Origin of the sequence: Novosphingobium sp. SG919 (genome assembly GCF_012932495.1) — a bacterium.
In the GTDB taxonomy this organism is placed as follows: domain Bacteria; phylum Pseudomonadota; class Alphaproteobacteria; order Sphingomonadales; family Sphingomonadaceae; genus Novosphingobium; species Novosphingobium rhizosphaerae.
This window is the reverse complement of sequence record NZ_JABCNG010000005.1, coordinates 143029-157721: the sequence shown is the minus strand read 5'-3', so window position 1 is coordinate 157721 and position 14693 is coordinate 143029. Positions and strand designations below refer to the sequence as shown.

The 14693-nt window shown below is 65.6% G+C and carries 17 protein-coding genes; 7 read left to right on the top strand and 10 right to left on the bottom strand.

The window, feature by feature from the left end:
- Window positions 1-14: 14 nt before the first annotated feature.
- Window positions 15-818 (bottom strand): Crp/Fnr family transcriptional regulator, encoded by an 804-nt coding sequence (locus FHT19_RS18675; RefSeq protein ID WP_169476308.1) that lies wholly within the window; start codon window positions 816-818, stop codon window positions 15-17.
- A gap of 173 nt (window positions 819-991) precedes the next feature.
- Between FHT19_RS18675 and FHT19_RS18670 the strand changes: the two genes are divergently transcribed.
- Together FHT19_RS18670 and FHT19_RS18665 are read left to right on the top strand one after the other, a co-directional pair.
- Complete coding sequence (locus FHT19_RS18670) at window positions 992-1315, top strand: hypothetical protein (protein ID WP_169476307.1); 324 nt, start codon at window positions 992-994, stop codon at window positions 1313-1315.
- Between the two features lie 190 nt (window positions 1316-1505).
- Entirely contained in the window at window positions 1506-2171 is a 666-nt protein-coding gene (locus FHT19_RS18665) for a Crp/Fnr family transcriptional regulator (protein ID WP_168557715.1), read from the top strand.
- Between the two features lie 23 nt (window positions 2172-2194).
- On the opposite strand, the gene FHT19_RS18660 is transcribed toward FHT19_RS18665, so the two are convergent.
- A complete protein-coding gene (locus FHT19_RS18660) occupies window positions 2195-3115 on the bottom strand; it encodes an SDR family oxidoreductase (protein WP_169476306.1) in 921 nt (306 codons plus the stop codon).
- A 293-nt stretch (window positions 3116-3408) separates the two neighbouring features.
- On the opposite strand from FHT19_RS18660, the gene FHT19_RS18655 reads away from it, so the two are divergent.
- Complete coding sequence (locus tag FHT19_RS18655; protein WP_169476305.1) at window positions 3409-4137, top strand: Crp/Fnr family transcriptional regulator; 729 nt, start codon at window positions 3409-3411, stop codon at window positions 4135-4137.
- A gap of 98 nt (window positions 4138-4235) precedes the next feature.
- Entirely contained in the window at window positions 4236-4424 is a 189-nt protein-coding gene (locus tag FHT19_RS18650) for a hypothetical protein (protein WP_169476304.1), read from the top strand.
- An 88-nt stretch (window positions 4425-4512) separates the two neighbouring features.
- Here FHT19_RS18650 and FHT19_RS18645 read toward each other — a convergent pair whose 3' ends face one another.
- From FHT19_RS18645 to FHT19_RS18610, 8 genes are all read right to left on the bottom strand, one after another.
- The gene (locus tag FHT19_RS18645; RefSeq protein ID WP_169476303.1) at window positions 4513-4881 is read right to left on the bottom strand and encodes a PRC-barrel domain-containing protein; all 369 of its coding nucleotides are present in this window, start codon (window positions 4879-4881) and stop codon (window positions 4513-4515) included.
- Between the two features lie 211 nt (window positions 4882-5092).
- Complete coding sequence (locus FHT19_RS18640; RefSeq protein WP_246866308.1) at window positions 5093-5455, bottom strand: WYL domain-containing protein; 363 nt, start codon at window positions 5453-5455, stop codon at window positions 5093-5095.
- A gap of 262 nt (window positions 5456-5717) precedes the next feature.
- Entirely contained in the window at window positions 5718-6695 is a 978-nt protein-coding gene (locus tag FHT19_RS18635; RefSeq protein WP_169476302.1) for a fumarylacetoacetate hydrolase family protein, read from the bottom strand.
- Between the two features lie 5 nt (window positions 6696-6700).
- Window positions 6701-7480, bottom strand: coding sequence for a cyclase family protein (locus tag FHT19_RS18630; RefSeq protein ID WP_168557721.1), 780 nt, complete (start codon window positions 7478-7480; stop codon window positions 6701-6703).
- Window positions 7481-7549: 69 nt separating this feature from the next.
- Entirely contained in the window at window positions 7550-8707 is a 1158-nt protein-coding gene (locus FHT19_RS18625) for an alpha/beta fold hydrolase (protein WP_169476301.1), read from the bottom strand.
- Between the two features lie 5 nt (window positions 8708-8712).
- Window positions 8713-9615, bottom strand: coding sequence for a VOC family protein (locus FHT19_RS18620; protein ID WP_168557723.1), 903 nt, complete (start codon window positions 9613-9615; stop codon window positions 8713-8715).
- Window positions 9616-9658: 43 nt separating this feature from the next.
- A complete protein-coding gene (locus FHT19_RS18615) occupies window positions 9659-10774 on the bottom strand; it encodes an FAD-dependent oxidoreductase (protein ID WP_168557724.1) in 1116 nt (371 codons plus the stop codon).
- A gap of 99 nt (window positions 10775-10873) precedes the next feature.
- Window positions 10874-11782 (bottom strand): LysR family transcriptional regulator, encoded by a 909-nt coding sequence (locus tag FHT19_RS18610; RefSeq protein ID WP_169476300.1) that lies wholly within the window; start codon window positions 11780-11782, stop codon window positions 10874-10876.
- A 195-nt stretch (window positions 11783-11977) separates the two neighbouring features.
- Between FHT19_RS18610 and FHT19_RS18605 the strand changes: the two genes are divergently transcribed.
- The 3 genes from FHT19_RS18605 to FHT19_RS18595 are packed head-to-tail and all read left to right on the top strand — an operon-like array spanning window position 11978 to window position 14693.
- A complete protein-coding gene (locus FHT19_RS18605) occupies window positions 11978-12322 on the top strand; it encodes a cytochrome c (RefSeq protein ID WP_248290553.1) in 345 nt (114 codons plus the stop codon).
- Entirely contained in the window at window positions 12319-13944 is a 1626-nt protein-coding gene (locus FHT19_RS18600) for an FAD-binding oxidoreductase (protein ID WP_169476299.1), read from the top strand. Before FHT19_RS18605 ends, FHT19_RS18600 begins: the two co-directional genes overlap by 4 nt.
- On the top strand, window positions 13944-14693 hold the full coding sequence (locus FHT19_RS18595) for a glucose 1-dehydrogenase (RefSeq protein WP_169476298.1): 750 nt from the start codon (window positions 13944-13946) through the stop codon (window positions 14691-14693). The genes FHT19_RS18600 and FHT19_RS18595 overlap by 1 nt, the downstream gene beginning before the upstream one ends.

The window sequence follows — 14693 nt, the reverse complement described above, 5'->3', positions numbered from 1 at the left end:
TCTCTCAAGTTGTATCAGAATGCCCCGGTCGATTTTCCGGCGTTGCCGGGCGGCGGCGTGGGCGTTCCGGCATGCAATTGCCGATCGGGTGCAAAGGTTCCCGGCGTGAAGCGGGGCATGTGCAGATAGCGGGGGGTAAAGCCGGAAAGCTGGGCCAGGTGGTCAGGATCGGGCAGGGTGATGCTGCGCCCTTGCCAGTGCAGCAGGCCCCGCCCGCGCAAGTCCTGCACCACGCGGTTGACGTGAACCGAAGTGAGGCCGGTGGCTTCGGCCAGGGTGATCTGGGTCACCGGCGCGACAAACCGCCCGCCTTCGGCCAGGCCCAAGGCGGCCAGGCGATAGTGCAATTCGCACAACAGCGCACCGATCCGGGCCAGCGCCGGCCGTGCCGCCAGGTTGAGCGTCCATTCCCGCTGCGTGCCCAGCATGGCGCAGGCATCGAACGCCAGGGCCTGGCGCAGCTTTCGCGAGCGCAGGCAGGCGCGATCGAACACGTCGGGCGCAATCAACGCGCAATGCATCTCGCCCACGGCGCCGATCGAGTGATCCATCTGCTCGGCCGCCAGGGCATCGGGATTGCACAAGTCTCCCGGCAGCAGGAACGCCACGATCTGGCGCCGCCCGTCTTCCAGCAGCTTGTAACGGCACCCCCAACCCTCGGTCACCAGCTTCACGAAATGGATCGGTTCGCCCTCGCGGATAAGATCGGTGCCGGCGGGAACCAGGCGCGCTTCGGTTCGCAGCAGCGCGTCAAGCGTCACCTGGTCCTGGAAATCCAGTTCGACATAGCGGGCAAATTTGGCCTGGAGGGGATTCATGCGGTTCCGTGGTGGGGGCGAGTGTCCGGCGCGACGCGCCGGCATGTCAAACGCAACACCCGATGTCGGTGCTTGTTCCCCTTGCTCTCGCAGATTGGTTTTCGGGGCCGATGGGCAGGCGCAGGGATTGAAGCATGTTGCGGGAAATCATTGTCACCAAAGGATGCCTGAACATGACAGATCGTTCTCCAGCCCAACCCGCCATTGCCCCGCGCCAGGTGCGCGGCGCACCCGTGGGCCAGCAATCGACCCATGACGAAGAACGCGATAATCCCGGCCAGATGACCGGCGGCACCGGCGGCATGGGGGCGCCACCGCCCAGGGAACAGCCGATCGACGAACCCGTGCCCGACCCTGTTGCACTGCCCCCCGGCAGCCATGCCAAGGACGGTTCCGAACGTCTTGACGGCGACAGGCTGCCCAAGCCCCCTACGGATGCCGACGCAGAGGATGGCGAAGCCGAGGTGGACGAGAACGCGGCATCGCGATGGGAATGAACGGTGGGGCGCGCGTGGTCGCGCGCCAGGCCAGCCCGGTCGCGGCGCCAGATGCGCCCTGTCTCTGACACGCCACGGTTGGTCGCCCCACCTTGGTAAAGCAAACTTATGTGAATTGTGCCGAATGCTTCGCGCCTACGTTTTCTCCTGATTCGACAAAGGCATCGCGCCAGAAACCAGGGGAAAGGACATGACGCAGGAAATGCAGCAAGCGACCAGCCACGTGCGCACGTTCCGTCGCCACGAATTTCTGGCGCGCGCCGACGAACGCCAGAACTGCGTGCTGCGGATCGAGGAAGGCTGGGCGGCGCAATATCGCCTGGTGCCCGATGGCCGGCGCCAGATCATCACCCTGTTCCTGCCGGGCGACTATTGCGAGCCGCAATGGCTGTTGCAGGGGCGGGCGACGTTGCCGATCGTGGCCTTGACGCGGGTGCGTGCCCGTGCGCTGCCCCATGCCCGCATCCAGGCGCGCGCGCCGCATGAAGAAGACAGCATGACGCGCGTGCTCGATGCCATGCTGGTGCTGCTGCGCAACCGCGAGAAATGGATTTTCAACCTGGGCCGGATGACCGCAACCGAACGGTTGTGCAACCTCTTGTGCGAATTGTATGCGCGGCTCCAGGCACGCAACCGGGTTGTGCAAGACCGCTGCGCCATGCCGCTGACGCAATATGACCTGGCCGATATCGTCGGCATTTCACCCGTTCACGTGAACCGCGTGTTGCAAACTCTTCGCGGCGATGGGTTGCTCGATCTCAAGGGCCGGTGGATGCAGGTGCGCGACCTTGCGGCGCTGCAACGACTGGGCGATGTTGCCACAGAGCCCGGCCCCGGCATGCCCCGCGCGGCCTGACCGACCGGGCGGGGCCGCGCGGATCATCCGTTGACCACGGTGCCGCCGTTGGGGTGCAGCACCTGCCCGCTCATGTAGCTGCTGTCGGCGCAGGCCAGGAACAGGAAGGCCGGCGCCACTTCGTTCGGTTCGCCCGGGCGGCCCATCGGCGTGTCTTCGCCGAAACTGCGCACCTTTTCTGGATCGGCGCCGCCTTGGGGGTTGAGCGGGGTCCAGATCGGGCCGGGCGCCACCGCATTGACGCGGATGCCCTTTCCCACGAGGTTTTCGCTGAGCGAGCGGGTGAAGGCGGTGATTGCGCCCTTGGTGGCGCTATAGTCCAACAGTTGCGGCGCACCCTTGTACATCGTCACGCTGGTGCAGTTGATGATCGCACTGCCTGCGCCCAGGTGACCGACCGCAGCCTGGACCATGTGGAACATGCCGAAGATATTGGTGCGAAACGTGCGCTCCAACTGCTCCTTGCTGATATCGCGGATGTCCTTGGCGGGGTGCTGTTCTCCCGCGTTGTTGACCACGATGTCGATCCGGCCAAAGCGATCGATCACCCGGTTGACGGTGTCCTGGCAGAAGGCCGGATCGCCCACGTCACCCTGCAGGGTGAGGGCGTCAGCCCCTTCCTGGCCCACGATCGCGGCGGTGTTCTCGGCATCCTGCTCATCGTGGCGATAGACGATGGCAACATTGGCACCTTCGCGGGCATAGAGCGCCGCCACGGCACGACCGATGCCGCTGTCACCCCCGGTCACGATCGCCACCTTGCCGGCGAGGCGGCCGGAACCGGGATAGATCGGTTGCCACTTGGGATCGCGGGCGAGCGATTGTTCCTGGCCCTGCCGATCGGGTGCGGCGGCGGTGCCGGCCTCGGCATCGGCGGCCTTGCCGGCTTGCTCGTGCTGGGTCTCGCCCACTTTGCCCAGGCTGGCGGCTTGTGAATCGGTCATGAAAACGGTCCTTGCAGGGGCAGGCGGCACGCGCCGCGCATCGGGGATGCTTTTGAAAACCCCCAAAACAAGAAAAGGTGGCAAGGCTTTACATATGTGAAGAAGGCTGTGTGACAGTCATTTCATAAGGCCGCCGACGGCGCGGGGGCGCGCTCATGGTTTGAGGATGCGATGTTGCCGCGCCACTTCGATGCTCGTTTCGGGGCGCTTGTCCGCGCCGCCGCCATGATCGCCGCCACGATTCCCGTTTGCGTCGTTGCCCCGATCATCGACCTGCCTTGAGCCTGCCTGCGATGCCGTACAACGCCCTGGCCCGGCGCCTGGCCTGCTGCTTCCCGCTTGACGAGGACGACCTGCGCGCGATCGACCGGCTTTGCGCCGTGCCGCGCCGACGCGTCGCCGCGCGGCGGGAATTCCTGCGCGAGGGCGATCGCCCCGGGCAAGTGCACATCCTGCTGGAAGGGTGGGCCAGCCGCCTGGTGATGCTGCCCGATGGCCGCCGCCAGATCACCGCGTTTCACTTGCCCGGCGACATCCTTTGGCGGCCGATGGGCGACGTGCGCATGGACTTCTCGATCCTGGCGCTGACGCCGGCCATGGTCGTGCCGATTGCATCGGGGGCGTTCGAACCCTTTGTCACCGCGCATCCGGGCATCGCCATGGCCCTGGCCACGCAGGATCGGGTGGCCGAAGCGGTTCAGCGGCGCTGGCTGGTCAACTTGGGCCAGCGCACCGCATTCGAGCGGATCGGCCACCTGTTTTGCGAATTGCACCATCGCCTCGATGCCATCGGGCTGGCGCACGAGAACAGCTTTGCCTTTCCCGTCACGCAAGTGGAACTGGCCGAGGCAACGGGCCTGACCCCGGTGCACGTCAACCGCGTGCTGCGCGACATGCGCCTGCAGGGGCTGATCGACCTAGAACACCGTGCCCTGCGCATCCTGCAGTTTTCCGCGCTGGCGCAGCGCACGCTGTTCGATCCTGCTTATCTGGAGCCGCACGGGCCGCTCCGCCTGGCATGACGGGGTTTCGCCTCGTGTCGCTAACCCTGGTTGCACCGGGGCGGGTGCGACCACCATCTGCGCGTTGATGTTTTGTGCCCCCGCACAGGAGAACGACGATGAGCAACGAACGCAACCCGGTGGAAGAGCAACGCGGCCCGGCCGGCGATGCCATTCCCACCAACGATGGGCGCGATGCCCGCACCGCCGGCGGCCAGCGAGCCGAACCGGTGGAGAAGCGGCCCAGCGTGAGCCAGGTCACGCCCGAGGACTACCCCCTGGCAGACCGCAAGGCCGGCGCTGTCTGAGACAGCCGCCGTGCCACGATACGCAAGAGGCCGACCTTGCCAAATGCAGGGCCGGCCTCTCCTCGCGTGACGTGGCGAGGGCGCTGGATCAGTATGGGTAAGAGAGGCCGTAGTGCGAATGAACCTGGCGGCCATATTCCGGGTCGTGCAGCGGTTCCGCTGTGGCCCCATAATGCGGCCCGTTTTCAAGCGTGTCGCGGTCCAGGTTGACGACATAGCCGCCTTGGCTGGTGTCGTAGTTCAACGTGTTCCAGGGCAGCGGATAATAGTCGCTGCCAAAGCCGAGCACGCCGCCGAACTGCAAAACGGCGTATTCGACCTGGCCGGTGCGCTTGTTGACCATGAAGTTGTAGACCGATCCGAGCCGTTCGCCATCGGCGCCGTAGACCGCGGTGCCTTCCACCTTGTTGGAGGCGATCAGGCTGCCGGTTTCCTGGGTGGCAATGCTTTCAGCCATCGGTACTCTCCTGTGCTGTGCTTTTCCCGACAACCCGGAACGGGCGCGAAGAGATTGCCCAGGGACGCGCCAAAGGGATGGCCTGTGCGGCCAGCGCGCCGGGCAGAAGCCGATGCTGATCCAAGAAAGTATTGTGTTTGGACGGCGCAAAAAAAGGGCGGCCATCGCCGTGGATGCCCGCCCGGAAACATGGGTAGATAAAACGAGGCTCTCAGACCGCGATGGCGGCCAGCAGCTTCTCGCTATAGCGTTCATCGGCCGGGTCGAACCCGGCGAACACGCTGGCCGGTTCAGACGTGAGCACGACATCGCGCAGGCCAGACAGGCGGAACGTGCCCAGCTTTTCTTCGACAGGCGCCACGCCATCGCGTTCGCGCACCACGGCATCGACATGGGGGGCACCGTGCCGCTCGAACAGGGCGTGCGGCGCCAGCGTCACATCGCCACGGTTATAGACCGCGCGCACGCACAGCTTGTTGGCAATGGCAAAGCCCAACATGTGCACCGACTGTTCGATATCGGGTGCGCTGTCCGCCGTTTCGGCGTTGCTGGAGGAAGTCTGATTCTGCTGCATCGCAACATATTAGGCGAATCGCGGCGCAAGGGCAATCGGGACGAAAACGGTGGCCCGGCAGGTGAAAATGCACGCCCACGGATTTATCACTTGCAATTGCGATCCATTATCAATAAACCGATCGGGCAACGGGGCGAACCCTCCTCCCGTCTGCGGATGGCTGGCTGCCATCCTGATCTCCCTGAACTTTTGGCGGGGCGCCGCACTTCGCCCCGCCAATTTTTTCAGCCGAGATCACCTCTAGCCGCGCAGGCGCAACCGGTCAGGCAGCGCGTGCGGCCTGGACCACCGTCTGCTCGATCACACCAAACGGCGTGCTGCCGTCCGCGCCTTGCGCAGCCATGCGCACGGTGTCGCCAAAGGCCATGAACGCGGTGGCCGGCTTGCCATCGGCAATGATCTCGATCGCGCGGCGTTCGGAAATGCAGCTCGATCCCACCGTGGCGTATTCCGGGTTGGACACCGTGCCCGATCCGATCACCGTGCCGGCCACCAGATCGCGCGTGCGCGCCGCGTGGGCGACCAGTTCGGGAAAGCTGAAATCCATCGCCCCGCCGTTGGCATGGCCGAAATGCTGTCCGTTCCAGTCCACCGCCAGGTCCAGCGCCACGCGGCCATCGCGCCAGCCATCACCCAGCGCCGCGGGCGGCACGGCAAAGGGAGCCATGCTGCACGGTGGCTTGGCCTGGATCCAGCCGAACCCGGTCTTCATTTCGATCGGTGCCAGCGTGCGCAGCGACCAGTCGTTGATCTGCACCACCAGCTTGATGTGCGCGGCCGCGTCCTGGGCACTGGTGCCCATCGGCACGGCATCCACGATCACGCCGAATTCCCCCTCGAAATCGATGCCGTGGGCAACGTCGGGAAAGGGCACGGGATCGCGCGGGCCATAGAACCGGTCCGACACGCCCTGGTACATCAGCGGGAGGTCGGTCTCGATCGGCGGCATGTTGAACGCCACCTGCATCAGATCGCCATGCGTGCCGAAGGCCGAACCATCGAGCCACTGCCACGTGCGCGGCAGCGGCGCTGCGAGAAGCGCCGGATCGAGCGGCAGGCCCGCGCCGCCGGCCAGTTCGTCGGCCAGGGCCGCCAGCGCCGGTTCGGCTTCACTCCAGTTCTCGATCGCGGCGAGCAGGTTGGGCAGGGCAGGGCCGCCGGGCAGATGGCGCGTGCCATCGGCCGAAACCACCACCAGTTGCCCGTCGGGCGCACCATTGCGCAAAGTTGCCAGGCGCATGCCGCTCACTCCTCGATGATCGCGACGGCGCGGGTCCACCCGGCCGAGGCACCCTGGATCTTGGCAGGGAAGCAGCTGACGGTGAAGCCGTGCGGGGGCAGGCTTTCCAGGTTGTGCAGCTTTTCCAGGTGGCAATAGCCGATGTCGCGGCCGGCCTTGTGGCCTTCCCAGATCAGCGAGGTATCGCCGGTTTCCTTGACCTTTTCGGCGGTATAGCTGAACGGCGCATCCCAGCTCCAGGCGTCGGTGCCGGTCACGCGCACGCCGCGCGTGGTCAGGTACATGGTGGCTTCATAGCCCATGCCGCAGCCCACGTTGACGAAATCGGGCCGGCCCAGGGCCTGGCCGGCCGCGGTGTTGACCAGCACGATGTCCAGCGGCTGGAGATCGTGGCCGATGCGCTTCAACTCGTCTTCCACGTCTTGCCCGGTGACGACATAGCCGTCGGGAAAGTGGCGGAAGTCCAGCTTCACGCCGCGCTGGAAACACCATTCCAGCGGCACTTCGTCGATGGTGATGGCGCGCTTGCCGCCATCCATCGTGGGGTGGAAATGCCACGGCGCATCCAGGTGCGTGCCGTTGTGCGTGGTCAGCTTGACCCATTCGGCCGCGGCAAAGCCGGCGCCGTCGATCATGTCGTCCTGGGTGACGCCGGGAAAGAAGTGGCCAAGTTCGCCGACGGTATCGGCATGGGTCTGATAGGTGATCTCGGGCCGCATGAACGGCGGGTCGCTCACCACGTCGTTGCACAGGGTGATCGACAGATCGATGAAACGGCGGGCCATTTTGGGATCCTCTCGTGACGATGCCGGCCGGCCCGCGCATCCCGCGCGAGCCGGCCGGCATTCTTATGCTCAGGCGGTCTTGCCGCCCAGTGTCTCGGCAAACCAGTCAGCCAGCAAGTCGCGGCCGTACGACATGTTGTCAGCGCCGACATGCTCCACCCCACCTTCGCGCGGGGTGAAGATCACCTTTTCGCGGCGTGGGGAATTGACCAGCTGATCATAGAGATCGTCGGCATAGGCGACGCTGATCTGGCGATCGTTGGCCCCATGGGTGACCAGGAACGGCACCTTGATGTGGTCCATGTGGCCGTTGAGGTTCATGGCTTCGGACTTGGCCAGGAAATCGTCCTGGTCCTTGGCGCCAAAGGCCCAGTGCACGTGCGCCCAATAGTGCGGCACGGGGTTTTCGCCCTCGCGCTGCATCCGCTTGTCCTGCACTTCGCGCCAGTTGTGGTTGGCACCCCACACCGCGCCGCTGGCAAAGCGCGGCTCGTAAGCCACCGCGCGCGGGGCAAAGTGCCCGCCCAGCGAAATGCCGGTCATGCCGATGGCCTTGGGATCGACCTCGGGTTGCTGTTCCAGCCAGTCCACCGCCTTGGATGCCCAGCTTTCCGAATGCGGATCGACCGGCAGGCCCTGGAGGCGCAGCGTCTCGCCCGAGCCGGGCTGGTCGACGCAGAGCGTGGAAATGCCGCGACGCGCCAGTTCCACCGGCAGGTTGGTCCAGTAGAGCAGTTCCTTGCAGCTATCGAGCCCGTTGCAGAACACCACGACGGGCTTTCTTCCTTTACCCGGGGCGCGGGTGAACAGGGCGGGCATGGTGCCGGTTTCGAGCGGGATTTCCACCCGTTCGCGGTTGATCTTGCCCAGCTGCGTGGACTTGTCGAACGCGGCCCGCGCCTTGGCATAGGTTTCCTTGCGACCGGGTGCGCCGTGGCCCTGCATGCGCTCTGCCGTAAACAGGTAGAGCGAGGCGCGCTCCAGCTTGGTGGAGGCAGAGAACAGGCGGCCCTTGGCTTCGTCTTCGCCGGCCAGTTCCAGCAGCTTGTCGCCCATGGCGACCCAGGCCTTCATGAACTGCGGCGTGCCGGCATCAGAACCGTTGGCGGCCGCGTCCTTGATCGGCTGGCACATGTCGACGATCTCGCCGATTTTGCCGCCCGATTCCATGGCGATGGCAACCGACAGGTTCCAGATATAGTTCGGGAAGTATTCAAACAGCGCCATGACGATCAAACTCCCGCCGGCTGGAACAGGCGCGCGTCGGGCGCGGGATGCGGCATGGTCTGCGGCCCGCCGACGCCGATGCCCCACTGGTCCATCACGTTTGGCGCGGGGACGTGCACCTTGGCTTCATGCGTTTCGAAATCGACCACTTCGAGGTCTGCGGTGTATTCCACGGCAAAGCCGGCGGGCGTGGTAAAATAGCTGAACGTGTTGTTGCCGGCGGTGTGGCGGCCAGGGCCCCAGCGCAGATCGGTGCCGCGCTTCTTGAGGCGGCTGGCGCCGCGCATCATGTCGTCCACCGACAGCATGTCATAAGCCACGTGGTTGAGGCACGGCGGCCCGGGCAGGATGGCGACACGGTGATGCGCCTCGTTGCAGCGCAGGAAGCACATGAAATCGCCCAGCCAGTCCGACACCTTGAAGCCGAGCACGTCGGTGAAGAACGCCACCATGGCTTGGTGATCGGGCGAATGCATCACGATGTGGCTGATCTTGACCGGCACGCCTTCCCAGCGTTCGAGCGGGCGCTTGTCGCCCCGCGCCACGCCCGCCGAAATTTCGAACGGCAGCCCGTCGGGCGAAAAGAAGCGGAAGCCATAGCCACCGCCCGGCGCATCGAGCGTGGCAGGGGCGTGGATCACCTTGCAGCCGGCCGCCACGATCTTGTCGTGCAGGGCATCGACATCAGCGGGCGTCTCGGCGGCAAAGGCGATCACTTCCACATGGTTCACATCGGCCTTGTGCAGGCGCACCACGTGGTGTTCATCATGGCCCTGGGCCTTGAACCAGGCCAGGCCATCGCTGGCGGCCACTTCGGTAAGGCCCCAGTCGTCTGCGTAAAAGGCGCGTTCGGCGTCGAAGTTTTCGACGCCATATCCGACATAGCGGATTTCGGTCACTCGGCTCATGGGTTTGGGATCCTGGCTGAATAAAAAGGAGGGAAGAGGGAAATCAGATCGGTTGGGCGACGACGGCGAACATTTCGGCGGTCGCCTTGTGGTTATCCACCGGCGGTGCCTTGCCCAGCTGGCCCATGCAGATCGCCAGCGAGCTTTCGACGATATAGCGGCAGCGTTCGTAGCGGCGCGTGCGGTAGGCGGTGAAGGCCGCTTCCACGCTGTCGGCAGCGGTCAGTTCCTGTGCCAGCACGATCGCATCTTCGATCGCCATGCCCGCGCCCTGGCCCAGGTGCGGCGTGGTGGCGTGCACCGCATCGCCCAGCAGCACGACGCGGCCCTGGTGCCATGGCCCGTGCAGCATCATGCCTTCGAGCGGGCGATAGACCACGCCGTCATCGTCGGTGATCTGGCTGGCGAGCGCCTGGATCTGCGGGGCGGTGCCGACCAGCTTGCTGCGCATGGCCTCTGCGATGCCCTGGGTGGGATAGCGCGGGTTGTCCGGTTCGGGCGTGGTCACGTACATGTACATGGTCTGCGCCGAGATCGGCACCAGGCCCACGCCGGTGCGGCCGTTGTAGACGTGCAGCGCGTCAAGGTCGGCCGGGCGGGGGAAGTTGTAGCGCCACACCGCTTGCCCGGTGAACTGCGGCTTTTCGGCCTGCGGCAGCACGGTCTGGCGGGTCTGCGAATAGACCCCGTCGGCGCCCACCACCACGGCATAGCGTTCGCGGCTGCCATCGGACAGCGTCACGTCGACGCCATCGGCATCCTGGTCCAGCGCGGTCACGGTCAGTCCCAGGCGGATTTCCGCGCCAAGGTCGCGGGCGCTGTCACCCAGCACCTTTTGCAGGGCACGGCGGCCGATGCCCACGTTCGAAGGCTTGCCTTCCACCAGCGACGGCGTGGGCACGCGGGCCACGCGCGTGCCATCGGGCACATAGATTTCCACCGCGTCAAAGCCGCAGGCGGCATCGAGGAAGGAATCGAGCACGCCCAACTGGTCCATCGCGCGGATGACGTTGGATTGCTGGATGATGCCCACGCCATAGACCGACCAGTTGGGGTCTTTTTCGATCACGGTGACACGATGGCCGGCGCGGCGCAGCGCGATTGCGGCCGAAAGGCCGCCGATCCCGGCACCTACCACCAGAATGGGCAAATCTTGCACGTCAGGTCTCTCCCAAGGACTGCTTGTGACCCGCACCCTAAAGGAGAATAGGAATTGAGATACTAGATTGTTTTGATCATCATCGATCCATGAAATGGATCAACTGCGAAACGCCGCCTCGCGCAGGCGCGCCATCAGCCAGCGCAGCCCTTCGTCGCTGGTGCGGGTGCGATGGTACTGGATCATCTCACGCATCGGCTGGAACGGGAAGGGCAGCGGCGCCATCGCCAGCGGAAAGGCCGCCACCATGCGCCGCGCCAGCCGTTCCTGCACCACGGCCATGCGCTGCGTGTCCATCAGCATCCACGGGATCGTGCTGAACGAGGGCGCCTCGATCTCGATCCGCCGCGCCATGCCGATCTGGTTGAGCTGGCGGTCGGCAAAGGCGTGATCGCGCGAGGCGCCGATGCGTACCGAAACGTGGCCTGCCGCCAGGAAGGCATCGCGATCGGGTCCTTGCCCGGCAAATGCCGGGTTGTGCGCCCAACCCATCACCACATGGCGTTCCTCGCACAGCAGTTCGCTCGGGTGGTCGGACACGATGAACTGCTCGGGCGCGATCAGCAGGTCGGCGCGGCCTTCGCGCAGGTCGGCATGGGCAGCGTCGCTGGGCAGCACCAACTCGATGCGCATCCCCGGCGCCAGGCGCGGCAGGGCCTGAAGCACCGGGGCAAGTACGGCGGTTACCACATAGTCCGACGCCACCAGGCGGAAGGTGCGCTGCGTGGTGGTGGGATCGAACCGGCTGGCGGTGACCAGCATGGCTTCGACCGTGCGCAAGGTTTCGCGCACCTGCGGCACCAGCGCTTCGGCAAAGGCCGTGGGGTACATGCGCTTGCCCTGGGCCACCAGCAGGTCGTCGGCGAAGAATTCGCGCAGGCGGGTCAGCGCCGCGCTCATCGCCGGCTGGCTCAGGTTCATCTGCCGGGCGGCGGCGGAAACGCTGCGGTTTTCCAGCAGCACGTCGAACGCGGCAAGCAGGTTGAGATCGAGACCCTTGAAGCGCATGAATTGCCTGTCGATGGTTGGTGGCAGGATCGATCGATAGCATGGATCGATCGGTCTGTCCGCGTGCCAGCGCGCTTTTCACCTCATGAAACGGCAGGCACGCCGCGCCGTGGCGCGGGGCGCGGGGCGGGGATACACCCTTTCGGGCAAGGCCATGCGGGCACACACGCCACGCCGGCCGGCAGACGAGAGGGGATGATGACAAGGTCCATGCTGATCATGCTGGCGGCTGCCCTGCAGCTGCCGGCCCCGCCCGCCGGTGCCCAACCCGCGCAAGCGCCACAGCGCCTGGGGCAAGTCCAGCCACATCGTGCCCCGGCGCAAGTCTATGCCAAGGTCTGCGGCTATTGCCACGGGCGCAACGTGGGGCCGATCATCCTGGGACGCCAGCTGCCGGCCGAGGCGGTGAAATACATCGTCCGCCATGGCCAGAACGCCATGCCGGCGTTCCGCCCCACCGAAATTTCCCCGGCCGAACTCGATGCCCTGTCGCAATGGGTTTCCACCAGCCCGGCCCGCAGCGAGGAGCACGGACAATGAGCCTGGACCTGCATCGACGCGGCCTGCTGGGCGCGGGGCTGGCCGGGGTGGCCAGCGTGGGATGGAGCACGGGCGCCACGGCGGCCAAGCCGGCGCCGCTTGCCCCCGGCCGCAGCGTGGCCGACTTTGCCGGGGCGATGAAAGCCTTTCGCGGCGTGGTGGGTGCGGAATGGGTGTTCGGCGATGAGGAAGCCGTCGCCCCCTATGACAAGGCCTATATCCCCGATCCGGCACACCGTTACAAACCGGTGGGCGCGGTGTGCCCGCAATCCTTGGAAGAAGTGCAGGCGATCGTGCGCATCGCCAACGAATATCGCCAGCCGCTGTGGACCGTCTCCACCGGCAAGAACATGGGCTATGGCATGACCTCGCCGGCCACGCCGGGCCAGGTCGTGCTCGATCTCAAGCGCATGAACCGCATCCTGGAAGTGGATGCGGAACTGGGCACCTGCCTGCTGGAGCCGGGCGTTACCTACCAGCAGCTCAAGGACTATCTCGACGAGAACAAGATCCCCTTGTGGATCGATGTGCCCACCGTGGGGCCGATCGCCTCGCCCGTGGGCAACACGCTCGATCGCGGGGTGGGGTACACGCCCTATGGCGAGCATTTCATGTTCCAATGCGGCATGGAAGTGGTGCTGCCCAGCGGCGAAGTGATGCGCACGGGCATGGGCAGCATCAAGGGCAGCACGGCCTGGCAGGCGTTCAAATGGGGCTATGGCCCCTATCTGGACGGGCTGTTCACCCAATCGAACTTTGGCATCGTCACCAAGATGGGCATGTGGCTGATGCCGAGGCCCCCGGTCTACAAGCCGTTCATGGTGCGCCACGCCGAAATGGCCGACGTGCCCCGCATCATCGAGGCGATGCGCCCGCTGCGTGTGTCGAACCTGGTGGCCAACTGCAACCTGATGATGAGCGCCAGCTACCAGTTGGCCATGTTCAAGCGGCGTAACGAAATCGTGCCCGATGGCGCGCTGCTGGACGAGGCGAGCCTGAAAAAGGCGGCCAAGGCCAATGGCCTGGGCATGTGGAACACTTATTTCGCGCTTTATGGCACCGACCAGACGATTGCCGGGGTAGAGCCGATCATCCGCGCCAGCCTGACGGCCAGTGGTGGCGAAGTGCTGACGGCGGCGGAAATGGGCGACAACCCGTGGTTCCACCATCACCAGACGCTGATGCAGGGCGGCCTCAACCTCGACGAGATCGGCCTGTTGCGCTGGCGCGGATCGGGCGGGGGTTTGGCCTGGTTCGCTCCGGTGGCCGCCGCGCGCGGGGTGGAGGCGGAGCGGCAGACCGCGCTGGCCAAGGCCATCGTGGAGCGCCACGGCTTCGATTACACCGCCGCCTATGCCATCGGCTGGCGCGATCTGCACCACATCATCGCCCTGCTGTTCGACAAGGCCGATCCGGCCGAACACCAGAGGGCGGACGAATGCTATCGCGATCTGGTGGTGCAGTTCGGGGCCAAGGGCTGGGCCAGCTATCGCACCGGGGTCAATTCGATGGACCTGGTGGCGCAGCAATATGGCGAGGTGAACCGCCGCTTCAACGCAACGCTCAAGCACGCGATCGATCCCAACGGGATCCTCGCGCCTGGCAAATCGGGGATCATCTGATGCGTTTTACCGGAAAGACCGTGGTGATGACCGGCGGCGCCACCGGCATCGGGGCGGCCACGGCCGTGGCCTTTGCCCGCGAAGGGGCGGCCGTGGTGATCGGGGACTGGAACGAGGAGGCGGCCCGTGTGGCCGACGCCATCGTTGCGGCTGGCGGCAAGGCCACGTTCCGCAAGGCCGATGTGCGCGATCCTGCCGTGCATGGCGATCTCGTCGCCTTGGCGCTCGACACGTATGGCTCTCTGGACATGGCGTTCAACAACGCCGGTGTCCTGCCGCCGCCATTGCCGCTGCACGAAGTGCCGCCCGAAAACCTCGACCTGATCTTCGACGTGGACATCAAGGGCGTGTTCTATGCCATGCAGGCGCAGATCCGCCATTTCCTGAGCGTGGGCGGCGGCGCCATCGTCAACACCGCCTCGGTCGCGGGGGTGGTCGCCGATCCCAACATGTCACACTATGTGGCGGCCAAGCACGCCGTGGTCGGGCTGACCAAGGCGGCGGCGGTGGAATATTCCGCGCGCAATATCCGCATCAACGCCATCGCGCCCGGCTTCATCGCCACGCCGATGACCCAGGCCTGGCTCGACAGCGAGGATTTTCGGAAGGCGTTCTTTGCCCACAACGTATCGGGCCGCGCCGGCGCGCCCGAGGAAGTGGCCGGCACCGTGCTGCATCTGTGCAGCGACGCGGCCAGCTTCTGCAACGGCGCCCTGTTCGTGATCGACGGCGGCCAGACTTCTCATTGA